This is a genomic window from Pantoea sp. ACRSC (assembly GCF_022346785.1).
GTDB classification, from domain to species: Bacteria; Pseudomonadota; Gammaproteobacteria; order Enterobacterales; family Enterobacteriaceae; genus Pantoea; species Pantoea alvi.
Genome location: NZ_JAKRNN010000001.1, coordinates 589,227 through 613,130, shown reverse-complemented (window position 1 = coordinate 613,130; position 23,904 = coordinate 589,227). Strand labels below are relative to the sequence as shown.

General features: G+C 59.6%; 25 protein-coding genes. 5 read left to right on the top strand and 20 right to left on the bottom strand.

Annotation, left to right across the window (positions count from 1 at the left end; translation table 11 throughout):
* Positions 1–32 precede the first annotated feature (32 nt).
* The 8 genes from fabF to yceD form a co-directional block, all read right to left on the bottom strand.
* On the bottom strand, positions 33–1,274 hold the full coding sequence (gene fabF, locus MHZ97_RS02975) for a beta-ketoacyl-ACP synthase II (protein WP_239312032.1): 1,242 nt from the start codon (positions 1,272–1,274) through the stop codon (positions 33–35).
* An 84-nt stretch (positions 1,275–1,358) separates the two neighbouring features.
* Positions 1,359–1,595, bottom strand: coding sequence for an acyl carrier protein (gene acpP, locus MHZ97_RS02970; protein WP_025901771.1), 237 nt, complete (start codon positions 1,593–1,595; stop codon positions 1,359–1,361).
* Between the two features lie 153 nt (positions 1,596–1,748).
* The gene (gene fabG, locus MHZ97_RS02965) at positions 1,749–2,483 is read right to left on the bottom strand and encodes a 3-oxoacyl-ACP reductase FabG (RefSeq protein ID WP_103795465.1); all 735 of its coding nucleotides are present in this window, start codon (positions 2,481–2,483) and stop codon (positions 1,749–1,751) included.
* Positions 2,484–2,493: 10 nt separating this feature from the next.
* A complete protein-coding gene (fabD, locus tag MHZ97_RS02960; protein WP_103795464.1) occupies positions 2,494–3,426 on the bottom strand; it encodes an ACP S-malonyltransferase in 933 nt (310 codons plus the stop codon).
* Positions 3,427–3,442: 16 nt separating this feature from the next.
* Complete coding sequence (locus tag MHZ97_RS02955; protein WP_103795463.1) at positions 3,443–4,396, bottom strand: beta-ketoacyl-ACP synthase III; 954 nt, start codon at positions 4,394–4,396, stop codon at positions 3,443–3,445.
* Positions 4,397–5,437, bottom strand: a complete 1,041-nt coding sequence (plsX, locus tag MHZ97_RS02950) for a phosphate acyltransferase PlsX (RefSeq protein WP_103795462.1) — start codon at positions 5,435–5,437, stop codon at positions 4,397–4,399.
* Between the two features lie 25 nt (positions 5,438–5,462).
* Positions 5,463–5,633, bottom strand: a complete 171-nt coding sequence (gene rpmF / locus MHZ97_RS02945; protein WP_017348070.1) for a 50S ribosomal protein L32 — start codon at positions 5,631–5,633, stop codon at positions 5,463–5,465.
* A 14-nt stretch (positions 5,634–5,647) separates the two neighbouring features.
* Complete coding sequence (gene yceD / locus MHZ97_RS02940; protein ID WP_103795461.1) at positions 5,648–6,169, bottom strand: 23S rRNA accumulation protein YceD; 522 nt, start codon at positions 6,167–6,169, stop codon at positions 5,648–5,650.
* Positions 6,170–6,309: 140 nt separating this feature from the next.
* On the opposite strand from yceD, the gene MHZ97_RS02935 reads away from it, so the two are divergent.
* Entirely contained in the window at positions 6,310–6,894 is a 585-nt protein-coding gene (locus MHZ97_RS02935; protein ID WP_103795460.1) for a nucleoside triphosphate pyrophosphatase, read from the top strand.
* 13 nt (positions 6,895–6,907) lie between these two features.
* On the opposite strand, the gene rluC is transcribed toward MHZ97_RS02935, so the two are convergent.
* Positions 6,908–7,864 (bottom strand): 23S rRNA pseudouridine(955/2504/2580) synthase RluC, encoded by a 957-nt coding sequence (rluC, locus tag MHZ97_RS02930; protein WP_103795459.1) that lies wholly within the window; start codon positions 7,862–7,864, stop codon positions 6,908–6,910.
* 570 nt (positions 7,865–8,434) lie between these two features.
* On the opposite strand from rluC, the gene rne reads away from it, so the two are divergent.
* Positions 8,435–11,932, top strand: a complete 3,498-nt coding sequence (gene rne / locus MHZ97_RS02925) for a ribonuclease E (RefSeq protein ID WP_239312034.1) — start codon at positions 8,435–8,437, stop codon at positions 11,930–11,932.
* Positions 11,933–12,071: 139 nt separating this feature from the next.
* Here the strand turns inward: rne and flgL are convergent, their stop codons facing one another.
* The 11 genes from flgL to flgB all read right to left on the bottom strand — a co-directional run bounded on the left by flgL (position 12,072) and on the right by flgB (position 21,971).
* Positions 12,072–13,037, bottom strand: a complete 966-nt coding sequence (gene flgL / locus MHZ97_RS02920) for a flagellar hook-associated protein FlgL (protein ID WP_103795457.1) — start codon at positions 13,035–13,037, stop codon at positions 12,072–12,074.
* 11 nt (positions 13,038–13,048) lie between these two features.
* The gene (gene flgK, locus MHZ97_RS02915) at positions 13,049–14,689 is read right to left on the bottom strand and encodes a flagellar hook-associated protein FlgK (protein ID WP_103795456.1); all 1,641 of its coding nucleotides are present in this window, start codon (positions 14,687–14,689) and stop codon (positions 13,049–13,051) included.
* 121 nt (positions 14,690–14,810) lie between these two features.
* The gene (gene flgJ / locus MHZ97_RS02910) at positions 14,811–15,749 is read right to left on the bottom strand and encodes a flagellar assembly peptidoglycan hydrolase FlgJ (RefSeq protein ID WP_239312042.1); all 939 of its coding nucleotides are present in this window, start codon (positions 15,747–15,749) and stop codon (positions 14,811–14,813) included.
* A 2-nt stretch (positions 15,750–15,751) separates the two neighbouring features.
* Positions 15,752–16,852 carry a flagellar basal body P-ring protein FlgI gene (gene flgI / locus MHZ97_RS02905; RefSeq protein ID WP_374044218.1) on the bottom strand — a complete coding sequence of 367 codons (1,101 nt, stop codon included), beginning with the start codon at positions 16,850–16,852 and terminating at the stop codon, positions 15,752–15,754.
* Between the two features lie 19 nt (positions 16,853–16,871).
* Positions 16,872–17,534 carry a flagellar basal body L-ring protein FlgH gene (locus MHZ97_RS02900; RefSeq protein ID WP_253296959.1) on the bottom strand — a complete coding sequence of 221 codons (663 nt, stop codon included), beginning with the start codon at positions 17,532–17,534 and terminating at the stop codon, positions 16,872–16,874.
* 111 nt (positions 17,535–17,645) lie between these two features.
* Positions 17,646–18,428 carry a flagellar basal-body rod protein FlgG gene (gene flgG / locus MHZ97_RS02895; RefSeq protein WP_103795452.1) on the bottom strand — a complete coding sequence of 261 codons (783 nt, stop codon included), beginning with the start codon at positions 18,426–18,428 and terminating at the stop codon, positions 17,646–17,648.
* Positions 18,429–18,443: 15 nt separating this feature from the next.
* On the bottom strand, positions 18,444–19,202 hold the full coding sequence (locus tag MHZ97_RS02890) for a flagellar basal body rod protein FlgF (RefSeq protein WP_103795451.1): 759 nt from the start codon (positions 19,200–19,202) through the stop codon (positions 18,444–18,446).
* A gap of 20 nt (positions 19,203–19,222) precedes the next feature.
* On the bottom strand, positions 19,223–20,440 hold the full coding sequence (gene flgE, locus MHZ97_RS02885; protein ID WP_103795450.1) for a flagellar hook protein FlgE: 1,218 nt from the start codon (positions 20,438–20,440) through the stop codon (positions 19,223–19,225).
* Positions 20,441–20,466: 26 nt separating this feature from the next.
* A complete protein-coding gene (gene flgD / locus MHZ97_RS02880) occupies positions 20,467–21,138 on the bottom strand; it encodes a flagellar hook assembly protein FlgD (protein WP_239312045.1) in 672 nt (223 codons plus the stop codon).
* A gap of 12 nt (positions 21,139–21,150) precedes the next feature.
* Positions 21,151–21,555 carry a flagellar basal body rod protein FlgC gene (flgC, locus tag MHZ97_RS02875; RefSeq protein WP_048784492.1) on the bottom strand — a complete coding sequence of 135 codons (405 nt, stop codon included), beginning with the start codon at positions 21,553–21,555 and terminating at the stop codon, positions 21,151–21,153.
* 2 nt (positions 21,556–21,557) lie between these two features.
* Positions 21,558–21,971, bottom strand: a complete 414-nt coding sequence (flgB, locus tag MHZ97_RS02870; RefSeq protein WP_239312048.1) for a flagellar basal body rod protein FlgB — start codon at positions 21,969–21,971, stop codon at positions 21,558–21,560.
* A gap of 154 nt (positions 21,972–22,125) precedes the next feature.
* On the opposite strand from flgB, the gene flgA reads away from it, so the two are divergent.
* The 3 genes from flgA to flgN all read left to right on the top strand — a co-directional run bounded on the left by flgA (position 22,126) and on the right by flgN (position 23,628).
* The gene (gene flgA / locus MHZ97_RS02865) at positions 22,126–22,785 is read left to right on the top strand and encodes a flagellar basal body P-ring formation chaperone FlgA (RefSeq protein WP_103795447.1); all 660 of its coding nucleotides are present in this window, start codon (positions 22,126–22,128) and stop codon (positions 22,783–22,785) included.
* Positions 22,786–22,888: 103 nt separating this feature from the next.
* The gene (gene flgM / locus MHZ97_RS02860; protein ID WP_103795446.1) at positions 22,889–23,191 is read left to right on the top strand and encodes a flagellar biosynthesis anti-sigma factor FlgM; all 303 of its coding nucleotides are present in this window, start codon (positions 22,889–22,891) and stop codon (positions 23,189–23,191) included.
* 5 nt (positions 23,192–23,196) lie between these two features.
* Complete coding sequence (gene flgN, locus MHZ97_RS02855) at positions 23,197–23,628, top strand: flagellar export chaperone FlgN (protein WP_103795445.1); 432 nt, start codon at positions 23,197–23,199, stop codon at positions 23,626–23,628.
* Positions 23,629–23,904 lie beyond the last annotated feature (276 nt).

Sequence of the window (23,904 nt, the reverse complement as noted above, 5' to 3'; positions counted from 1 at the left end):
CATTTGCGAGCCTTTTGCCAGAACGTGAATCGTCAGATTTTACGGAAAATCAGCGAGCCGTTAGTGCCGCCGAAGCCGAAGGAGTTACACAGGGTGTACTCCAGACCGCTAACCTGACGCGCCGTGTGGGGCACGAAGTCAAGATCGCAGCCCTCATCCGGATTATCCAGGTTGATGGTCGGCGGGATCGCCTGGTCGCGCAGCGCCAGAATCGAGTAGATAGATTCTACCGCGCCCGCCGCGCCCAGCAGGTGGCCGGTCATCGATTTGGTCGAGCTGACCATAACCGTTTTCGCTACAGCGCCGAAAATGGTTTTCACCGCCTGCGCTTCCGCTTTGTCACCCGCCGGCGTAGAGGTGCCGTGCGCGTTGACGTAGCCGATCTGCTCTGCCGACAGCTGCGCGTCGCGCAGCGCGTTTTCCATCGCCAGCGCGGCGCCAGCGCCGTTTTCCGGCGGTGACGTCATGTGGTAAGCATCGCTGCTCATGCCGAAACCGACGATTTCCGCATAGATTTTCGCGCCGCGTTTTTTCGCGTGCTCATACTCTTCCAGCACGATAATGCCCGCGCCGTCGCCCAGTACGAAGCCGTCACGATCTTTATCCCACGGACGGCTTGCCGCCTGCGGGTTGTCGTTGCGGGTAGAGAGCGCACGCGCCGCGCCGAAACCACCAACGCCCAGCGGGGTGCTGGCTTTCTCAGCGCCGCCCGCCAGCATCACGTCAGCATCGTTATAGGCGATGATACGCGCCGCATGACCGATGTTGTGCACGCCAGACGTACAGGCGGTAGCGATGGAGATGCTGGGACCTTTCATACCGTACATAATCGTCAAATGGCCGGCGATCATGTTTACGATGGTGGAAGGTACAAAGAACGGGCTGATTTTACGCGGGCCGCCATTGACCAGCGAGGTATGGTTCTCTTCGATCAGACCCAGTCCGCCGATGCCGGAACCAATTGCCGCACCGATGCGTCCAGCGTTTTCTTCGGTCACAACCAGACCCGAATCCTGCATAGCCTGCACGCCGGCAACAATGCCGTATTGGATGAAGTCATCCATCTTGCGCTGATCTTTGCGCGAGATGATTTCATCACAATTGAAATCTCTTACGATGCCAGCAAAACGGGTTGCGTAGGCACTCGTATCAAAATGGTCGATCAGGTTAATGCCGCTCTGACCGGCAAGGAGAGCACTCCAGGTAGACTCTACGGTTTTGCCGACAGGAGACAACATGCCAAGACCGGTCACAACTACACGACGCTTAGACACGTTCGTCCTCCAGGGAGGGGGAATAAAAACTCTAAGGAAATAATATAAAACTCAGGCGGTCGAGTGACCGCCTGAAGATATTCATTAGCCTTGGTGGCTATTGATGTAGTCGATCGCTGCCTGAACGGTAGTGATTTTCTCAGCTTCTTCGTCTGGAATTTCAGTATCAAACTCTTCTTCCAGAGCCATTACCAGCTCAACGGTGTCAAGAGAATCAGCACCCAGGTCTTCAACGAAAGATGCAGAGTTTGTTACTTCGTCCTCTTTCACACCCAGCTGCTCAGCAATGATTTTCTTAACGCGTTGTTCGATATCGCTCATACTATTTAATTTCCTATCAAAACTCGCTTTCGCGATGGTTTTCGTAGTGTATAAAATGTTGAAAAAGATGCAACAAAATCCCGGCTGGTCGAACCACGATTTTACGCTATTTTGCGGTTTTTACCGCAAATAATGCAAATGATTTCGTGAATATCAGACCATGTACATGCCGCCATTGACGTGCAGCGTCTCACCCGTGATGTAGGCTGCTTCGTCAGAGGCTAAGAATGCAACAGCATTGGCGATTTCCTGCGCGTCGCCTAAACGACCTGCAGGAACCTGCGTCAAAATGCCGGAACGTTGATCTTCGCTCAGTGCACGCGTCATGTCCGTCTCAATAAAGCCCGGAGCCACGACGTTTACGGTAATGCCACGTGACGCAACTTCGCGCGCCAGTGATTTGCTAAAGCCAATCAAACCCGCCTTGGCTGCTGCGTAGTTTGCCTGGCCCGCGTTGCCCATGGTGCCAACAACGGAACCGATGGTAATGATACGACCCACACGTTTTTTCATCATGGCGCGCAAAACCGCCTTCGACAGACGGAAGACCGACGTCAGGTTGGTATCAAGAATATCCGCCCATTCGTCATCTTTCATGCGCATCAACAGATTGTCACGCGTAATGCCTGCATTATTGACCAAAATGTCTACTTCGCCAAATTCTGCGCGAACCTTCTCCAGCACGCTGTCGATCGATGCGGGATCGGTCACATTCAGCAGCAGACCTTTGCCGTTATCGCCGAGGTAAGCGCTGATGGCGTCTGCGCCGCTTTCGCTTGTCGCGGTGCCGATAACTTTAGCGCCGCGCGCGACCAGCGTTTCAGCGATCGCACGGCCGATGCCACGGCTCGCGCCTGTTACCAGCGCAACTTTACCTTCAAAGCTCATGTTTATCCTCTTATTCCTGTTCAAGTGCTGCAGAAAGCGACGTCGGGTCGTTAACCGCGGCGGCCGTCAGGCTGTCCACAATGCGTTTGGTCAGACCCGTCAGCACTTTGCCCGGCCCCATCTCCAGCAGTTGGGTAACGCCCTGCGACGCCATAAACTCGACGCTCTCGGTCCAGCGAACCGGGCTATAGAGCTGGCGCACCAGCGCGTGACGGATGGCCGCCGCGTCGCTTTCGCATTTTACGTCAACGTTGTTCACCACCGGAACGGACGGCGCGTTGAACGCAATCTCTTCCAGCGCTACCGCCAGCTTGTCTGCGGCAGGCTTCATCAGCGCGCAGTGCGACGGCACGCTGACCGGCAGCGGCAGCGCGCGCTTGGCACCCGCCGCTTTGCAGGCTGCGCCCGCGCGTTCAACCGCTTCTTTATTCCCGGCGATGACCACCTGGCCCGGCGAGTTAAAGTTGACCGGCGAGACCACCTGGCCCTGCGCGCTCTCTTCACATGCTTTGCGGATCGCGGCGTCGTCCAGACCGATAATCGCCTGCATTGCGCCGGTGCCTTCCGGCACCGCTTCCTGCATCAGCTTGCCGCGCAGCTCCACCAGTTTAATGGCGTCGGCGAAATCAAGCACGCCAGCGCAAACCAGCGCGGAGTATTCGCCAAGGCTATGGCCAGCCATCAGGGTCGGCTGTTTGCCGCCCTGCTGCTGCCAGACGCGATAGATAGCGACCGACGCGGCCAGCAGCGCAGGCTGCGTCTGCCAGGTTTTGTTCAGCTCGTCGGCCGGCCCGTTACTCACCAGCTGCCACAGATCGTATCCCAGCGCGTCAGACGCTTCGCGGAAGGTAGCTTCCACCTGCGGATAGGTTGCAGCCAGCTCAGCCAGCATACCAACGGTCTGTGAGCCCTGACCGGGGAAAACAAATGCAAATTGCGTCATTTTCAGTTCCTGTGAATCAAAAGCGAACCAGCGCAGAACCCCAGGTGAAACCACCACCAAAGGCTTCCAGCAGAATCAGTTGTCCGGGTTTGATACGGCCGTCGCGCACCGCTTCATCGAGCGCGCTGGGCACCGAGGCCGCCGAGGTATTGCCGTGACGGTCCAGCGTGACCACCACTTTATCCATGCCCATACCGAGTTTTTTCGCCGTGGCGCTGATGATGCGCAGGTTAGCCTGATGCGGCACCAGCCAGTCGAGCATTTCGCGATCGAGATTATTAGCCTGCAGGGTTTCGTCAACGATGTGCGCCAGTTCGGTTACGGCGACCTTGAATACTTCGTTGCCGGCCATGGTGAGATAGGCGGGTTCATCCTGCTGGGCGCGATTCTGGTAAGGCAGCGTCAGCAGCTGGCCGTAGCGGCCGTCGGCGTGCAGATGGGTAGAAATGATGCCCTGCTCTTCGCTCGCGCCCAGTACTACTGCGCCTGCGCCATCACCAAACAGGATGATGGTGCCGCGATCGTTGGGATCGAGGGTACGCGCCAGCACGTCGGAGCCAATTACCAGCGCATGTTTGACGGCGCCATTTTTGATGTACTGGTCTGCCACGCTCAGCGCGTAGGTAAAGCCGGCGCAGGCCGCAGCGAGATCGAATGCGGCACAGTCATTAATCCCCAGCATCTGCTGGATCATGCAGGCCGAGCTGGGAAACGCATGGCTGGATGAGGTGGTGGCGACGATAATCAGGCCGATTTCGCTGGCTTCTACGCCCGCCATCTCCAGCGCGCGCTGCGCGGCGGCGAACCCCATGCTGGCCACGGTTTCATCCGGCGCAGCAATGCGGCGCTCGCGGATGCCGGTGCGGGTTACGATCCACTCGTCCGAGGTCTCCACCATTTTTTCCAGATCCGCATTTGAACGCACCTGGCTAGGCAAATAGCTGCCCGTACCGATAATTTTGGTAAACATCTAGGCTTTGTCACTCCTGGCTAATACAGCATCAAGGCGCGCGGCGATTCGTTCGGGAACCTGCCGTCGCACCGCCTGCTCTGCCTGTTCTATCGCCACGGTGAAGGCGCGTTGATTGGCCGCACCATGGCTTTTGATCACTGTTCCGCGCAATCCTAACAGACAAGCGCCATTATACTGGTCGGGGTTGAGATGCCCGAAGCGCTGCGCCAGACGTTTCTGAATCCAGCGCCCCAGCAGCTTCAGCCACCATGACCGTTTTTTCCCCTCCCCTGAAGACTTCAGCAGGGAAAGGAACATTCTCACCACGCCTTCCATAGTTTTCAGCGTGACGTTGCCGACGAATCCGTCACACACCAGCACATCTGTCTTGCCGGTAAGCAGGTCGTTGCCTTCCAGGTAACCAATATAGTTAATCTGCCCGGACGCCTTTAGCATGCTGGCGGCGGCGCGTATGCTCTCGAGCCCTTTGGTCTCTTCCTGACCAATATTGAGCAGCGCGACGCGCGGGTTGGCGATCGCTAATACCTCTTCCGCCATCACCGCGCCCATTACGGCAAACTGCACCAGCATATCGCTATCGGAGTCCACGTTAGCGCCTAAATCGAGCACTACCGTTTTACCGCGCTGCTGATGTGGCAGCACGGTCATCAACGCCGGGCGCTCAATGCCGTCCAGCGGTTTTATCATTAATTTCGCCAGCCCCATCAGGGCGCCGGTATTGCCGGCACTGATACAGGCCTGTGCGCGCCCCTCTTTCACCAGCTCCAGCGCAATGCGCATCGAGCTGCCGCGACTGGCGCGGATGGCCTGAGAGGGCCGTGCATCGCTTGCAATAACTGACTCCGCAGGAATGACCTGCAAACGTCCTGTTAAGGAGGAATCCGCTTTGGCAAGCAATGGAGTGATGTCGTCGGGAATGCCGACCAGAAGAAGATTGAGATGCGAATGAGAGGCCAGTGCCTGCAAAGCTGCAGGCACTGTCACGCAGGGACCGAAATCCCCGCCCATGGCATCAATAGCCAGGGTCAAACGTGTCAAAGTATCACCTTGCTAAGCGCAAGTCTTATTTGGTGATAACCTTGCGACCGCGGTAGTAACCATCCGCAGTGATGTGGTGACGCAGATGCGTTTCGCCAGAAACTTTATCTACAGACAGAGTTGCAGTGGTCAGCGCATCGTGCGAACGACGCATGCCACGCTTAGAACGGGTGGGTTTATTCTGTTGTACGGCCATGGACCTTACTCCTATTACTTACGCTTTAAACTGGCTAATACGGCAAATGGGTTTGGTTTTTCCGCCTCTGCAGGCAATTTGCCAAAGACCATGTCCGCCTCGGACACTTCACAGTGTTCAGAATCATGCACCGGAACGACCGGCAGCGCGAGAATGATTTCATCCTCAATCACCGCCAGCAGATCGACTTCGCCAAAATCATCGACATCGATCGGCTCGTAGGCTTCCGGCAGTGCCTCGGCCTGCTCATCGGTTGAGACAGGACTGAAGCAATAGCTTACGTGGACAGCGTGGGGGAATGTCTGGTTGCAGCGCTGGCAGCGCAATGTAACCTGCACCTCCGCTGTACCTTGCAGTACGGCGAGGCGCTGGCTGTCAACCGCAAACGACATGGTACATTCCACGTCACTGTCCACACTAACAACTGATTCGGCTACGCGCTCCACCTGTTCAGGGGTGTAAACGCCCTGATAATCCAGGCGTTTTTGAGCGGCGCGGACCGGATCCAGCGTCAGGGGTAATTTTACCTTTTGCATAGGGCGCGCATATTAACTTTGTAACGTCATAGAGTCAAAGAAAAAGGCCGTTTCACAGCATCTTTCACCAGTTATTCGCATCCAGTGCGGCGCACAGTTTAAAATGAGTGTCACCAATTCGCCATTACTATTGTGAAAAAATGCCTGTCTCTCTTCTTTTAGCCTCAACCTCGCCTTTTCGCCAGGCGCTGCTGCGTAAACTTGGCCTGCCTTTTATTACCGCTGCGCCAGACGTTGACGAAACGCCCCACGCCGGCGAAGCGGCCGATGCCCTGGTGTCGCGCCTTGCCGTTGCCAAAGCGCAGGCGCTGGCCGCTGACTATCCCGACAGCTGGATTATCGGCTCGGATCAGGTGTGCGTGCTCGACGGCGCGATTACCGGCAAGCCCCATACGCCCGAGCGCGCCTTCGCCCAGCTGCGCCAGGCGAGCGGCAACGCCATCACCTTCTATACCGGGCTGGCGCTTTACCAGCCGCGCAGCGCAACGCTGATGCAGTGCTGCGAACCCTTTGTGGTGCACTTCCGCGATCTCAGCGACCGGGAGATACGCGCCTATATAGAGAAGGAACAGCCTTTGCAGTGCGCCGGGAGTTTTAAAAGCGAGGGACTGGGCATTTGCCTGTTTGAGCGGCTGGAGGGGCGTGACCCAAATACGCTGGTTGGGCTGCCGCTGATTGCGCTCAGCGGCATGTTGCGGGCGGTCGGCATCACTCCCCTGGAGTAACGCCGACAGCGCGTCAGCCTTTTTGCTGACGCAGCGCCTGCAGGCAGCGCTTGAGTTCGTTATCGAGCGGCGCCTCTAGGCGCAGCGTTTCGCCGCTGCCGGGATGGGTAAAGGTCAGCGCGGCGGCGTGCAGGAAGAGACGACGCAGTCCGGTCGCGGCCAGCTGGCTGTCAAACTCGCGCTCGCCGTAGCGATCGTCGAAGGCGATAGGATGACCGGCATGCAGCGTATGCACGCGGATCTGATGGGTGCGCCCGGTGACCGGACTCGCCTTGACCAGGGTGGCGAAGGCGAAGCGCTCTTCTACTTTAAAGCGCGTTTCCGAGGGTTTGCCCTCGCTGCTGACGCGCACCACGCGCTCGCCGCTCTGCAGGATATTCTTCAGCAGCGGCGCCTGTACGCTCTTGAGGTGTGACGGCCAGCTGCCGCGCACCAGCGCCAGATAATCTTTCTGCATGCCCTTTTCGCGCAGCTGCTCATGCAGCGAACGCAGCGCCGACCGCTTCTTGGCAACCAGCAGCAGGCCGGAGGTGTCGCGGTCAAGGCGATGCACCAGCTCAAGGAAGCGCGCCTCGGGACGCAGCGCGCGCAGCCCTTCGATTACGCCGAAGCTCAGCCCGCTGCCGCCGTGTACCGCCGTGCCGGAAGGCTTGTTCAGCACCAGAATATGGTCATCTTCAAAGATGATCGCCTCGGCCAGCGCCGCCACCTTCTCCAGCTTCGGCGACACCGCCTGCTCTTCGCGCTCGGCGACGCGCACCGGCGGAATGCGCACTTCGTCGCCCTCTTCCAGCTTATATTCTGGCTTGATGCGTTTTTTATTCACCCGCACTTCACCTTTGCGCAGGATGCGGTAAATCATACTTTTCGGCACGCCCTTGAGCTGGGTGCGTAAAAAGTTATCGATGCGTTGTCCGGCATTTTCAGCCGAAATGGCGACAAGCTGTACGCCGGGATTCTCTGTTTTCATGGCGGCGATTCTAAATAGTGTCCTGTGATAGCGCCACCCCTTTTTCTGTGCTTAACTCTCCACTTGTCGCGCGATAAAGCGCAGCGTGCGCTGGCTTTTTCAGCAGCCTGCTCATTCGTCCGACATATTAAGGTGTTATGCATCACTAATCTTCATCTGGCGATAAAAGTCGCCTTGCTATATGAAGGTTAGCAATGGAATAATGCCTGAGTTTCTCGCCTGATGCATTTCAGGCCAGAAAAAGAGCTAATTAGTCATTTTGCCGAATGAAACGGGCACGCAGCAATGGCGTAAGACGTGATGTTAATTCAGGCGCTTAGCGGGCTGCGGGTTGCAGCCTGGACGGAAGATTGAAATGCAGGAGTTATCAATTTCTCTCAGGCATTTCAGCGCAACGGCGCTGTTTTTCCTTATGAAAAACAGGCCACCGACGTTATTTGCGCCCCTCGCGCAGTCGACAACCGGGAGGTTGACGTAAGGCACTTAGTCACGGGGCCATCGGTCAGAACTCGTCCAGGGTAACTATGCCCGCAGCTTTATCACTCATGTGAGAATAACGAGTCAGAAACGATGAAAAGAATGTTAATTAATGCAACTCAGCAGGAGGAGTTGCGCGTTGCCCTGGTTGATGGACAGCGCCTGTACGATCTGGATATTGAAAGCCCCGGACACGAACAGAAAAAAGCCAACATCTACAAAGGTAAGATCACCCGCATTGAACCCAGCCTCGAAGCTGCGTTTGTCGATTACGGCGCAGAGCGCCACGGTTTTCTCCCCCTGAAAGAAATCTCCCGCGAATACTTCCCCGCCAGCTACAACTCGCAAGGCCGTCCCAATATTAAAGAGGTGCTGCGCGAAGGTCAGGAAGTGATCGTTCAGATCGATAAAGAAGAGCGCGGCAACAAAGGCGCGGCGCTGACCACCTTTATCTCTCTGGCGGGCAGCTATCTGGTGCTGATGCCGAATAATCCACGCGCAGGCGGCATCTCCCGCCGCATCGAAGGCGACGATCGCACCGAGCTGAAAGAGGCGCTCTCTTCGCTGGAGCTGCCGGACGGTATGGGCCTGATCGTACGCACCGCGGGCGTAGGCAAATCCGCCGACGCGCTGCAGTGGGATCTGAGCTTCCGCCTCAAGCACTGGGAAGCGATTAAAAAAGCCGCTGAAAACCGCCCTGCGCCTTTCCTGATCCATCAGGAAAGCAACGTCATCGTGCGCGCCTTCCGCGACTACCTGCGCCAGGACATCGGCGAAATCCTGATCGACAATCCGAAAGTGCTTGAGCTGGCGCGCCAGCATATCGCCGCGCTCGGCCGTCCCGACTTCAGCAGCAAAATCAAGCTCTATACCGGCGAGATCCCGCTGTTCAGCCATTACCAGATCGAGTCGCAGATTGAGTCCGCCTTCCAGCGCGAAGTGCGCCTGCCGTCGGGCGGCTCTATCGTTATTGACAGCACCGAAGCACTGACCGCCATCGATATCAACTCGGCGCGCGCCACGCGCGGCGGCGATATCGAAGAGACGGCGTTCAACACCAACCTGGAAGCCGCTGATGAGATCGCACGTCAGCTGCGCCTGCGCGACCTGGGCGGTCTGATCGTTATCGACTTTATCGATATGACACCGGTGCGCCACCAGCGCGCGGTGGAGAACCGCCTGCGTGAAGCGGTGCGTCAGGATCGCGCGCGCATTCAGATTAGCCATATTTCGCGCTTCGGCCTGCTGGAGATGTCGCGTCAGCGCCTCAGCCCGTCGCTGGGCGAGTCAAGCCATCACGTCTGTCCGCGCTGTAGCGGCACCGGCACCATCCGTGACAACGAATCGCTGTCGCTGTCGATTCTGCGCCTGATTGAAGAAGAAGCGCTGAAAGACAACACCAAAGAAGTTCACGCTATCGTTCCGGTTCAGATCGCCTCTTACCTGCTGAACGAAAAACGTGAAGCGGTAAATGCGATTGAGAAACGCCAGGGCGGCGTCCGCGCGATTATCGTGCCGGACGATCGCATGGAGACGCCGCACTACTCCGTGCTGCGCGTGCGTAAGGGCGAAGAGACGCAGACCCTCAGCTATCACCTGCCGAAGCTGCATGAAGCCGAAATGGCGATGCCGTCGGAAGAGGAGCACGCCGAGCGCCGTCGTCCTGAGCAGCCTGCACTGGCCGCCTTTGTTATGCCTGACGCGCCGCCGGTGCCGACCGAAACCCCGGCCGAGCAGCCTAAAGCCGCCGAAAAGCAGCCTGACGCTAAACCGGCCGCCGCAGCGCCAGCCGCCGCCAGCGGTACCGGCTTCTTCAGCCGTCTGCTGAAAAAACTGTTCGGCAACGACCAGCCCGCTCCGGCACCAGCCGCAGAAGCGACGCCAGCACCGCAGGCCAGCAGCGAAGCAGGCGACAGCAGCGCCAAAGAAGAGCGCGGCGAGCGTCGCAACAACCGCCGCAACAACAACAACCGTCGTGAGCGTACGCCGCGCAACGGCGACAACCGCGAGCCGCGTGAAAATCGCGAACCGCGCGAAAGCCGTGAGCCGCGTGAAAGCCGTGAGCCGCGTGAAAACCGCGAACCGCGCGCCAGCCGTGAGCCGCGTGAAAACCGCGAGCCGCGCGACAATGATGCGCGTCGCAGCAAGCGCCAGGAGGCGTCACAGAACGAAGCGCGCGAAGAGCGTAGCCCTGTTCTGAGCGACGAAGCGCGCCAGCAGCGCGAAGAGCAGCAGCAGCAGCGCCGCGAACAGCGTGCCGAGCGCCAGCGCCGTCGTCAGGAAGAGAAACGCGCGCAGCAGGAAGCGAGCAAAGCCGTTGAGCCAGCCGTTGCTGATATCGCCGAGACCCCGGAAGCGCAGGATGATGAGCGCGTTCAGGTTATGCCGCGCCGCAAGCCGCGCCAGCTGACGCAGAAAGTGCGTATCGGCGGTGAGAGCGAGCAGCCGGCAGCGGAAGTCGTTGAGACGCAGCCAGAGGCTGTACGCAGCGCGCCGCAGAGCGAAGAGCCAGCACTGGTCGAACAGGATGAGGCAGAAAACCGCGACAACGGCAATATGCCACGCCGCTCGCGCCGTTCGCCGCGCCACCTGCGCGTCAGCGGTCAGCGTCGTCGTCGCTATCGTGATGAGCGTTACCCGAGCGAGTCCGCCATGCCGCTGGCCGCCGCCGCCGCGTCGCCAGAGATGGCCTCCGGCAAAGTCTGGGTACGCTATCCGGTTGCTCAGCCAGCAGAGATGCAGGAACCACAGCAGGATGCGCCGCACAACAGCCAGCAGGAGACCGCAGGCGCTATCGCGCTGCCGGCCGCCGCTGCTGAAGCTGCGCCGTCTGTCGCTGAGGCTGCGCCACAGGTGAATGTGGCTCAGGCAGAGCAGGCAGACGTTGCTAAAGCAGAGCCGGCTGAAAAGCTGCAGCAGGCAGAGGTAGCCGAAGCAGAGCCAGCTGGCGATGTGAAACAGGCTGAGGTTGCTGAAGCACAGCAGGCTGAAAACCAGCAGCAGGCAAATGTGGCTGAAGCACAGCCAGCTGACGCTGTGCAACAGGCTGAACCGCAGGCGGAAACGCCGGTCACGCTGGTGAATACCGATAACACCGCGCCGATTGAGGCGCCGGTCGATCGTCAACCAGCCGTTATCCCGGCCGCTGCCGAAGCTGTCGCGGACGCCATCGCCGGGCAGGCTGTTCCAGCCGCGCCGGTTGCTGAAGAAGCGACGCCAGCCGCCGCCACTGAGATCGCCGCTGAGTCGGCGCACGACGTGACGCCGGAAGCTGAAGCGCAGGTTGAGGAAGTGCTGAACGCGCCGGTTGCGGCGGAGAGCATACCTGAGCCGATCAGCGAGCCGCATGCGCCCGTTCCGGCACGCGACGCCGCGCCGCAGAAGAGTGCGCCGCAGCAAGAAGCCGTCCGCTTTACGCATCACGCCTCCGCGCCGATGACTAAAGCCCCGGCTCCTGCCTGGCAGCCAGAGCCAGCGCGTCACAGCGACTGGGTGCGTTCACCTTTCGCCTTTGAAGGCAAAGGCGCCGCAGGCGGTCACAGCGCGACCCATCAGGCCACCGCTCCGGCGACCCGACCTGAAAGCGCGTAATCACCTGACGCGACTGACAAAAAACCCCGGCTTGCCGGGGTTTTTTATTTCTACGGGCAAAAAAAATCCCACGATACCGGTCAGGGTCGTGGGACAAAAAAGAGCATGTCCGGTTCAGGCATGCTCGAATAGGGTCTTATCAGGCGTTGAGCTGGAACAGCGACATCTTCGACATATCGGTAAAGGTCTTATAAGAGGCCTGTAGCGCCGTCTGCTGCATGGTGTAGCTGGAGATAGCTGAGGTGTAGTCGGTGTCGACCAGGTCGCTCATTTCGCTGCTCAGGATAACGTCGCGATTGCCGCCCTGCCCATCCAGCGCGCTCAGTTCAGAGAGCTGAGTACCGATCTCGGCGCGTACGGTCAGCACGTTGTTCAGCGAGTTGCCGAGGCCGCGGTTGGTTTTATCCATCGCATCCTGGAACGTCTTTTTCGCGGCGTCGTCGGCGTTCGCCTGCGGCGTTTTCAGCGCGGCGATGGCGCTGTCGAGCATATTAAAAATATTGGTTTCGCTGGCGCTGCCGTCCGGCTCCTTAGTGGCGTTGCCGGTGATGGACATAAAGATATCGTCGCCGGTGTGCCCTACGGTCATGGTGCGGCTGGTATCAACCTTCTGCGTAATGGCGTCGCTGCCGCCCGCATAGGTAACGGCACCGCTGCCGTTGTCGACAAAAGGCGCGCTGTCGGTTTTATAACCGGCAAAGATATAGCGGCCGTTGCCGTCTTTGCTGTTCGCCAGGTTCATCAGCTGCGAGCGCAGGCCCTCCAGCTGGGTGGCGATAGAGCCGCGGTCGTCGTCGCTCAGCGTGCCGGTCGAGCCGTATACGATCAGCGTCTGTGCATCCTGAATCGTGCTGGTCACGCCGCCGAGGGCGTTCTCTTCCATCGACAGGCCCTGGTTGGCGAAGGTGCGCGCCAGCGCGTACTGGCTGCTCTGCGCCTGGCTCTGCGCCAGAACCACCGAGCGTGACGCGGCGATAGGATCGTCTGACGGATTGTTAACGCGGCGGCCGCTGGAGAGCTGCTCGCCCACTTTCAGCCAGGAGGATTGCGAATCACTGATGCCGCGCACCTGCTGGTTAAAAATCATGTTTGTACTGAGTCGCATGGTTCTTTTCCTTAGCGGATATTAAGCAGCGCGTCGAAAATCGAGCTGGCGGTTTGCAGCACCTGCGCGTTCGCCATGTAGTACTGCTGATATTTGGTCAGGTTGGCGTACTCTTCGTCCAGGTTAACGCCAGAGACCGACTGCTGGCGATCGGTCAGCTGGGTCACGACGTTTTTCTGCGTGGTGCTGGTGGTTTCCAGGGTGCTGGTTTTGTTGCCGACGGTGCTGACGATGCTGGCGTAGGCCTGCGACAGCGTAGAATTGCCGTTCACCAGCTTCGCGTCCTGCAGCGCCAGCAGCTTCTGGGCGTTGCGGTTGTCGCTCGCGCCGCCCGTTGCGCCTGCGGCAGCAATTTGCGACTCGTCGGTAATGGCAACGGACATATCGCCGATGACGTTCTGTACCGGCTTCACCAGGAAGCTGTCCTGTGCGCTCGGCGTGCCGTTTACGGTCAGCTGCAGCCCGTCAAAGCTCAGCGTGGCGTTGCCGGACGCGTCGGTGCCCGCCGTGGCGGTGATTTTTACGTTGTCAGAGGCGCGCGTAACGTTCCAGCTGCTGCCGTCGTAGCTGACGGTATAGTTAGAGGCTTTCAGGGCGCTGGTATCGGTCCAGGCCGCCGTCACGGTGGTGGCGGAGCTGTTTTTGCTGTTGCTCAGCACCGTCGGGCTGCCGATGGTGAAAAAGTCGCTGCCCTGATCGCCGTTGCTGTCGTAGCCCTGCTTGTGCACCTCGTTGAAGCTGGTGGTAAAGGCGGCCGCCAGCTGACCCAGCTGGTTCTGTGCGGCATCGAGATCCTGCGAGCGGAAAGCCAGCAGGCCCCCTAACGAGCCGGTGGTAATGTTCCTGTCGGCGATCTCGACGTTGCCTGCGCTGTTATCCACATAGCCAACCGCGGTACGCGTTGGATCGCTGGCGGAAGGCATGGTCACCAGGCTGGTGGCTTTGTTGCCGTTGACCAGCGTCAGGCTGCCCATCGAGACGATATAGTTGCCGTCCTGTTTAGAGACGCTCACCCCGACGATATTATTCAGGCTGTTCACCAGCTGGTCGCGCTGATCCAGCAGATCGTTCGGCTGCGCGCCGCTTGCGGTGCTGAGCTTGCCGATCTGCTTGTTGAGGTTGGCGATCTGGCTGGTATAGGTGTTGATCTGATCGACGTTCGAGCCGATATCGGTATTAACGCTGTTCTGCATATTGGTCAGATACTGCGCGGTGGTCTGGAACTGATTCACCAGCCCCTGGGCATTGCTCAGCATCGACTGACGCGCCGACGGATCGTTAGCGTTGCTCACCACGTTCTGCAGGTTGGTAAAGAAACCCTGAATCGACGTTGAGAGGCTGGTGGTCGAGGTAGAGAGCAGATCGTCAATATTGGAGATTTGCGAATACTGAGTGTTGGCCGCGCTGTAGGTGGCGCTGGAACCGCGCAGCTGCGCCGTAATGAACTCATCATATTCGCGCTGCACGCCGGTAACGCTGGTGCCGTTGCCGTAGTAGCTGCTGCCCTGCAGGGTGCTGTTGGCCTGCGACAGCAGAATGGTCTGACGCGAGTAGCCCGCGACCGTGTAGTTGGTGATGTTGTTGCTGGTGGTGCTCAGCGCCGCCTGTGCGGCGCTCAGCCCACTCATCGCAGAGTTTATTATGCTGGACATCTCGGTTCCTTTCTTTCCCGTTAAGCGGGCTGGCAGTAATCAATGCTCGCCCGTGCGCGAAAACGCGTCTGGCATCTGCTGATATTATCGGCAAGCCTGAGTGAAACTTGAGGCTGAGCCGCTAGAAGAGGTCGTTTAAATCTTTGCTGTACGCCTTCACTACTTTCTCGCCCATGTTTTTGAATTGCTGGATCATTCCCACCAGCTTCTGCGCATATTTCGGATCGGTGGCGTAACCGGCGGCCTGCAGCGCGTGCGCGCCCTGCTCGGCGGTCTGCGCGCTGGTAACGGCGGCGTAGCGAGGGTTGTTCGAAAGCAGTTTGACGTAGTCGGTAAGCGCCTCGAAATAGGAGTGGTAGACGCGGAAGCTGGCGCGCACCTTCTTCGCCTCGCCCTGCTCATATTCCGTGGTCATAATATCGGTGCTCTCGCCTTTCCAGTTGCCGCTCGCCTTGATGCCGAACACGTTATAGCTCGGCTTGCCGTCGCGGGTCAGGATCTGGCGCTGGCCCCAGCCCGACTCCAGCGCCGCCTGCGCCAGAATCAGGTGGTGCGGAATGCCGCTCTGGGCGCTGGCAGCCTGGGCCGGCTGCGCCAGCTGGGCGATAAACTCGCTACTGTCGGCCGGCAGGTTGGTCGGCGATACCGGCAGACGCGGCAGCGCCTTGCGTACCATCTGCTCCAGCTGGCTAGAGGGCGCCGCGCTGTAGATAAAGCTGTCGTCGAGCGGCATCGGCACGGTGCCGGCGCGCTCGTCTGGCGCCTGCGCCGGCTGCATCTGTTTTACAATCAGATCGGCCATGCCGAGGCCGCGCTTGCCGATCTCCTGCGCAATCTGCTGATCGTACATCGAAGTAAACATTTTGCTCGACTCGCTGCTGAAGATACCGTCCTGCGGCAGCGCTTCGCGCATGCTCTTCATCATCATCTGCACAAACATTCCCTCGACCTGCCTGGCCACCTGTAGCGCTTTGCCTTTCGGATCCGTGTTGGCTTCGCGCTTCAGGTCGTTTAGCGAGCGGCTGTCAAAAGCCGCCTTCGTCAGCGATTGCATATCCATCGTCAGATAATTTCCAGTTTGGCGCGCAGGCAGCCTGCGCTCTGCATCGATTGCAGAATCGACATCAGCTCGATCGGCGATGCACCCAGCGCATTGAGCGCGCGCACCACGTTGTTCAGGTTGGCGCTGGCGTTGACGCGCTGCAGTGCCCCGCCGCTCTGGCGCAGATCGATCTGCGTCTGCGGCGTCACCACCGTCTGACCGCCGCCAAACGGCGTATTCGGCTGGCTGACGTTCTGCGACTGGTTGACCGTGACCGACAGGTTGCCCTGCGCCACCGCACAGCTGTTCAGCGTCACTTCGCGGTTCATTACCACAGAGCCGGTGCGCGAGTTGATGATCACTTTGGCATCTTCAATCGGGATCGAGACGTCGATATTCAGGATCTCCGCCAGCAGGCGGACCTGCGAGCTGTTGTTGGGCGAGACGCGCACCTGTACGGTACGGGCGTCGAGCGCCGTCGCCGCGCCGTAGCCGCCGCGACCGTTGATGGAGTCGGCGATACGCTGCGCCATGGAGAAATCTTCATTGTTCAGCTGCAGGTTCAGGGTGTTCTGGCTGCCGAAGTTGCTCTGCAGTTCACGCTCGACGGTGGCGCCGCCGGTGATGCGGCCGCCGTTAAGCTGGTTGACCTGCACGCTGCTGCCGCCCGCCGACGCGCCTGCGCCGCCGACCAGGATATTGCCCTGCGCCAGCGCGTAGACCTGGTTGTCGACGCCCTTCATTGGCGTCATGACCAGGGTGCCGCCGCGCAGGCTTTTGGCGTTGCCCAGCGAGGAGACCACCACGTCGATGGTCTGTCCCTGACGGGCGAAGGCCGGCAGCTGCGCCGTCACCATGACCGCCGCAACGTTTTTCAGCTGCATGTTAGTGCCCTGCGGCACGGTAATGCCGAGCTGGGAGAGCATGTTGCTGACGGTTTGCGTGGTGAACGGCGTCTGGGTGGTCTGGTCGCCGGTGCCGTCGAGGCCCACTACCAGGCCGTAGCCGATCAGCTGGTTGTCGCGCACGCCCTGCACGCTGACCAGATCGCGGATGCGATCCGCATGGGCGTTCAGGCAGAGGCCGAGCGTCAGGCTCAGGCCGAGCAGTAAACTTTTCACACTTTTCATCATGACCTCATTACATCGGCGAGATGTTCAGGAAGAAACGCTGGAACCAGCCCATGGTCTGCGCTTCATTGATATAGCCATTGCCGACATATTCGATACGGGCATCAGCCACCGCCGTCGACAGCACCGAGTTGCTGGCGCTGATGGTGCGCGGGTTCACTACGCCAGAGAAGCGAATAAATTCGGTGCCCTGGTTGATCTCGATCTGCTTCTCACCGACCACGCGCAGGTTGCCGTTCGACAGAACCTGATTCACGGTGACGGTAATGGTGCCGGTAAAGGTGTTGTTGGCGGTTGCGCCGCCTTTGCCAGCGAAATCGTTTTTGCCGTTGGCGCCGACGTTGGCTTTCGAGCCGTCTGCGCCCACCAGGCCGTTCAGGCCGGTCGGAATAGCGTCGAGACCGAAGCTGGCGCTGCCGTCGCGCGTCGCGTTGGCTGACGAGCTCTTGCTGGCGCTGACGTTCTCCTGCAATACGATAGTGAGCGTATCGCCGATATTGCGCGGACGACGGTCCTCAAACAGCGGCTGATAGCCGTAGTTGAGCGGCGCGACGCCCTGAAAAATAGAGCCGTTGACCACCGGCGGCGCGGAAGGCAGCGGCTGCGCCGTCGTTGCCCCTTCCACCAGCGGCGTGCGCGGCACTAACGCACAACCGTTAAGAGTCAGCAGCATTGCCGCCGCCAACCAATGTCCAGGCTTTATATTCAGTTGCTTCGCCACGGAGTCACGACCTTATAGATGTGTTGACTTCAGGCCAGCCAGCGCTGGCCCTGATAACCGCAATTAAATCTGCGTTAATTTCTGCAGCATTTGATCGGAGGTGCTGATCGCTTTGCTGTTGATTTCATAAGCGCGCTGCGTCTGGATCATCGTGACCAGCTCTTCCGCCACGTTGACGTTAGAGGTTTCCACAAAGCCCTGATAGAGCAGGCCCGCGCCGTTCTGGCCTGGCGTGCTCTGGGTCGGCGCGCCTGACGCCTGAGTCTCCTGGTAGAGGTTCTCACCCATGCTGTCGAGGCCGGCGTCGTTAATAAAGGTGCTGAGGGTCAGCTGTCCCACCTGCGCCGGGTTAGTCTGTCCCTGCTGCGTCACGCTCACCACGCCGTCGCGCGAGATGGTGATGCTGGTGGCGTTGGCCGGAATGGTGATCCCCGGCTGCACCGGATAGCCGGCGTTGTTAACCAGCTGACCGTTCTGGTCCACCTGGAACGAGCCGTCGCGGGTGTAGGCAGAGGTGCCGTCCGGCAGCTGCACTTCAAAGTAGCCCTGACCGTTGATCGCCACATCTTTGGAGTTGCTGGTCTGCGACAGGTTGCCCTGGGTATGCAGGCGCTCGGTGGTGACCGGGCGCACGCCGGTGCCGATCTGCAGGCCCGACGGCAGCGTAGTCTGCTCCGAGGACTGCGTGCCCGGCTGACGCAGGGTCTGGTACATCAGGTCTTCAAACACCGCGCGCGAACGTTTAAAGCCGTTGGTGCTGACGTTCGCCAGGTTGTTGGAGATCACGTCCATATTGGTTTGCTGGGCGTCAAGACCGGTTTTGGCGATCCATAAAGAACGAATCATTTTTTTTCCTCTGCCTTAGCTGCTCATATTCAGCAGCTGATTGGCTTTTTGTTCGTTTTCGTCGACGTTGGTGATGACTTTCATCTGCATCTCAAAGCGTCGGGCGTTGGCAATCATATCGACCATGGTCTCAACCGGCTTGACGTTGCTGCCCTCCAGCACGCCCGGCATCACCTGCACCGTGGCGTCGGTGGCCAGCGTCGCGCCGCGCGTCGCCTGCGTCTGCTGGGTCGGACGGAACATGCCGTCGTCGCCGCGCTGCAGCTCTTTGCCGGTGGCTTTCACCAGCTTCAGACGGCCGATCTGCACCGTGGCGTTCGGCGCATCGCCCGCGTTGCGCGAGGTGATGGTGCCGTCGGCCGCGATCGTCAGTTCGGCGCCCTGCGGCACCGCGATAGGGCCGCCATCGCCCATGACGGGATTGCCCTGCACGGTCAGAATGCCGGTCGGGCTGATCTGCATATTGCCGTTGCGGGTATAGGCTTCGCTGCCGTCAGCGGTACGCACCGCCAGCCAGCCGTCCTGCCCCATCGCCACGTCCAGCGTACGTCCGGTATTGTCCATCGCGCCCTGGCTCATATCGGCACCGGGCGTCGAGGCGGCCACCAGCGTACGCGTCGGCAGCGACCAGCCGCTGACCGGCACCGCGCGCAGCGCATTGAGCTGCGCGCGAAAGCCTGGCGTTGAGGCGTTGGCGAGGTTGCTGGCCGTGACGGCCTGCTGATCCAGCGTCTGGCTGGCCGCGCCCATTGCGGTATATATCGCGTGATCCATAAAGCAATCCCGTTAGTGAATTAACGCAAGTTGACCAGGGTGTTAAGGATCTGGTCCTGAGTTTTGATGGTCTGGGCGTTGGCCTGATAGTTGCGCTGCGCCACAATCATGTTCACCAGCTCTTTGCTCATATCGACGTTCGACGCTTCCAGCGCGCCAGCGGTCAGTGAACCGTAGGTGCCGGTACCGGCCACACCAATGGCCGCCTGCCCTGATGAGCTGGTCGCTGCCCAGACGTTGTCGCCCTGTGACTGCAGGCCTTCCGGGTTAGAGAAGCTGGCCAGCACGATCTGACCCAGCAGCTGGGTTTTCTGGTTGGAGTAGGTACCGGTGATGGTGCCGTCATCGTTAATCGCGTAGCTGGTCAGGTCGCCTGGCGCGTAGCCATCCTGCGTCGGGTTACCAAAGGTGGTGGTGCCGGTGTTCTGCTGCAGGCTGCCCAGCATGCTCAGCGAAATGGTTTGACCCGCCGCCGCGCCGTTGGAGCCGTTGATGGTCAGGTTAACCGTTGACGCCGTGCCGCCGTTGATGCCCGTCAGGTTGCCGTTGCTGTCGAACGCCGTGGTGAAATCCCCTGCGCTGGTGCCGGTGGTGGAGTCAATCGCGTGCACCGTCCAGCTGTTGTCAGCGGTTTTGACGTAGTACATGTCGAGGGTGTGGTCGTTACCCTGCGAGTCATAGACGGTCATGGTGCTTTTAGCGTTGTAGCTGTCGACATTGCTGGCGTTGAACGGCGTCACGGTCGGGATGGCGCTGGTGGAGTTCAGGTTCGCCACCTGAGTCGCGGTAGTGGTGGCGCGCGCGCCCATCTGCGTAGTCGGAATGCTCAGCGCAACCGGGTTAGCGCCGGTCTGCACGGTCGGCGGCGTGCCGTTTACCGGATAGCCGGTCACTTTCAGCCCCTGGGTGTTGACCAGGTTGCGGTTCTCATCCAGCGTGAACTGGCCGTTGCGCGAGTAGTAGACCGCGCCGCTGGCGTCAGCCATGCGGAAGAAGCCGTTGCCGCTCAGCGCGACGTCGAGGCCGCGGCTGGTGGTGGTGGTGGAGCCGTCGTTAAAGTTCTGGATCACCGCCGCCACCTTGGTGCCGAGGCCGACGTTGGAACCGGCGAACATATCGGCGAAGGCGATGGTGCTGGATTTAAAGCCGGCCGTCGCGGAGTTGGCGATGTTGTTGCCGATAACGTCCAGGTTGCTGGAGGCAGCGCCCAGGCCGCTCACCGCTTGGGAAAATGACATGTTTATTTCTCCTGTTTAGAGATGAATCAGAGAATCTGACGTACTTCATCAAGGGTTGCGGCGCCCATGGTGCCGAGATCCAGTCTGGTGGTGCTGTCTGCCGTCGATACGCCATTGACGTAGGCGTAGTTAAGCGGCTGAGCGACCAGCTGTGTGCTGCCATTGCTGGCGGCGATTGAAACCGTATATTTGCCGTCCGGCGCGGTGGAGCTGTCCGCCAGCGTGCCGTCCCACGAGAAGGTGTGTACGCCGGCAGAGAGCGCGCCCAGATCGATGGTGCGCACCACGTTGCCGCTGGCATCTTTAATCGTGGCGCTGGTGGCGGTCGAGGCGCTGGCCAGCTCAACGCCAAACGGCGTGGTGGTGCCTTTGCCAACCAGCACCTGCGAGCCGTTGACCATTACGCCGTGGCCAATCAGCGTCGAACTCTGCAGCGACTGGCTGGTGCTGATCTGCCCAGAGATCGATCCCAGCGTGGTATTGAGTTTTTCAATGCCGCTCAGGGTGTTGATCTGCGCCAGCTGGGTGGTGAGCTGGCTGTTGTCCATCGGATTAGTGGGATCCTGATTCTGTAACTGCGTCACCAGCATGGTCAGGAACTGGTTCTGCAGATCCTGCGCGCTGTTGCTGGTGCCGGTGCTGGAAGAGCTGAGGACCGTGGGGTCCAGCTTTTCATTAACGCCTACTGCAATGCCCATCTGTTATCTCCCTCAGGAACCCATCGTCAGGGTTTTCATCATCATGGATTTCACGGTGTTCAACACCTCGACGTTGGCCTGATAGCTGCGCGACGCCGACATGGTGTTAACGGTTTCCGCCACCACGTCCACGTTCGGCATCTTCACGTAGCCCTTGTCGTCCGCCAGCGGGTTGCCTGGGTCGTACACCAGCTTCGCCGGAGAGGGATCGTCCAGCACCTGCGCCACTTTGACGCCGCCGGTCGCGGCGCCGGGCGCCGCATCGGTCTGAAATACCACCTGCTTCGCCACGTACGGCTTGCCGTCGGGGCCGGTGACGCTGTCGGCGTTCGCCAGGTTACTGGCGCTGACGTTGAGACGCTGGGATTGCGCGGTCATCGCTGACCCGGCAATGTCAAAAATATTCAGCAGTGCCATGTTTATTGCCCTTGTAACACGCTCATCATGCCTTTGATCTGGCTGCTGATGAGGGTGAGGTCGGTCTGGTACTTCAGACTGTTGTCCGCGAACTGAGTACGTTCGCGATCCATATCGACGGTGTTACCGTCGGCCGCAGGCTGATCGGGAATGCGATAGAGCAGGTTCGCCGACGCCGCCGAGTTGACCTGCGCTTCGATATGGCGCGGCGAGGTCACCTTCAGCGCCATGCTGCTGCCTTCGGTGCGGCCGTTTTTCATTACCCGACTAAGCTCGCTGGCAAAGTCGATATCCCGCGCCTGATAGCCAGGGGTATCGGCGTTGGCAATATTTGACGCCAGGATCTCCTGGCGTTGAGCACGCAGGTTGAGAGCTTCAGTGCCGAACTGCAGCGCAGCATCCAGTTTGTCGAGCATGCTTCCTCCGCGAATGAGAATTTCGAGCGGACAGCTTATGTTGGGAAAAGCAATAGCCATCGTCTGAATAAAGCCAAAAACCGGGGCTATTTTTGGTCTTGATTTTGCCGCGATGCGAGTAGACTCGTCGCCATCAGCAGCAAGGAGTCATTTGATGCGTAACATTACTGCCCTGTTGGCCGGCCTGCTGGCGCTGTTCGCCCTGCCCGCCAACGCCGCCGATCTTCCCGCCCAGCTGACGGGTTTTTTTCAGGCTCGCGATGCGCAGCATGCTGCGGGCATGACGGTAGAGATTAAGACGCCGCAGGCGCAGTGGCCGACCTGCGAGGCGCCGCAGTTCTCCCTGCCCGGCAACAGCCGCCTGTGGGGACCGATGAGCGTGGCCGCCACCTGCGGCGATACGCGACGTTTTCTGCAGGTTCAGGTGCAGGTCACCGGTCAGTATCTGGTGGCGACGCGTCTGCTGGCGCGCGGCACCACCGCCAGCGCCGCCGATTTCCGCCTGCAGAGCGGCCGTCTTGACACGCTGCCGGCGCGCACGCTGCTGGACGTCAGTTCGGTGGCGGATGCGATTGTGCTGCGCGATATTCAGCCGGGTCAGCCGGTGACGCTGTCGATGATGCGTCAGCCCTGGCGGGTTAAGGCGGGTCAGAGCGTGATGGTGATCGCCAGCGGCGAGGGCTTTAACGCCAGCGGCGAAGGCAAAGCGTTAAATAATGCGATTCTGGCGCAGTCGGTGCGCGTGCGCATGGGCAACGGTCAGGTGGTAAGCGGGAAAGTCGATGCGGATGGGAATATTCTGATATCGCTATAAGGCGCTAAAGAACACTGTTTTTCTGCCGATAGAGAAATCAATTAAGCGATTACGCTATTCTGATTCAGGTGGCAGTTTCCCCTGACCGTACAGGAGCCCGAATATGAGCATCGACAGAACGCAACCTCTGAAGCCCGTCGCCACCGTGCAGACCCGCGAAAGCAATGAGTCCGCAGCCGGTAAAACGCGCCAGGCGTCGAACGCTACCGCAACCACGCCCGCCGCCGCTCAGGTGAGTCTGAGCAACGCACAGTCGCAGTTGACCCAGCCGGGCAGCCAGGACATCAACGTGGCGCGCGTTGAACAACTGAAAACCGCCATTCGTAATGGTGAACTGAAAATGGATACCGGCAAGATCGCCGATGCGCTGATTGCCGACACTAAGGCGTATTTAGAGGGTAAATAATCCCCATGAGCAACCTGTTGACCACACTAGATAAGATGCAGGAAGTGCTTTCCTCGCTTTCGAACGTTCTCGAAGAGGAGCAGCACCAACTGGCCGCGGGCAAGATTAACAGTAATCTGCTACAGCGCATTACCGAAGATAAAGGCGCGCTGCTGGCGACGCTGAGCTATCTTGATGAGATGCGTCGCAGTACCGAGCGACAGCTCGGCACCCAGGCCCCTTATGCTGGTCACAGCGATATGACGCGCCGCTGGCAGAGTATCGGCCTGATGACGCGTCGCTTAAACGACGCCAATACCCATAATGGTCTGCTGCTTAATCAGCAGATCCGCTTTACTGAAGAGGCGCTGACCGTGCTTAAGCCGCATCAGACGCAGGCGTTTTACGGCCCGGACGGGCTGGGGAAAGGTCAGGCTACCCTCAGCCGTAAAGCATAAAAAATCCCGCCTGCCGGCGGGATTTTTTTGTCTGTAGCAGGGGAGCTGGCGTGGGGGATAGCGCTTTTACTTCCGCGCACTTTTTGCCTGTGGGCGGTGTGCCTGCGCGGATGATATGGCCCGATCGCAAAGCGCTCAGGGCATCCCTGCGCGCTCGGCCCGCGACTTCCTTGTGGCGGGACGCTTTGCTATTCGCGCTTTAACTTCCGCGCACTTTTTTTGCCTGTGGGCGGTGTGCCTGCGCGGATGATATGGCCCGATCGCAAAGTCGCTCAG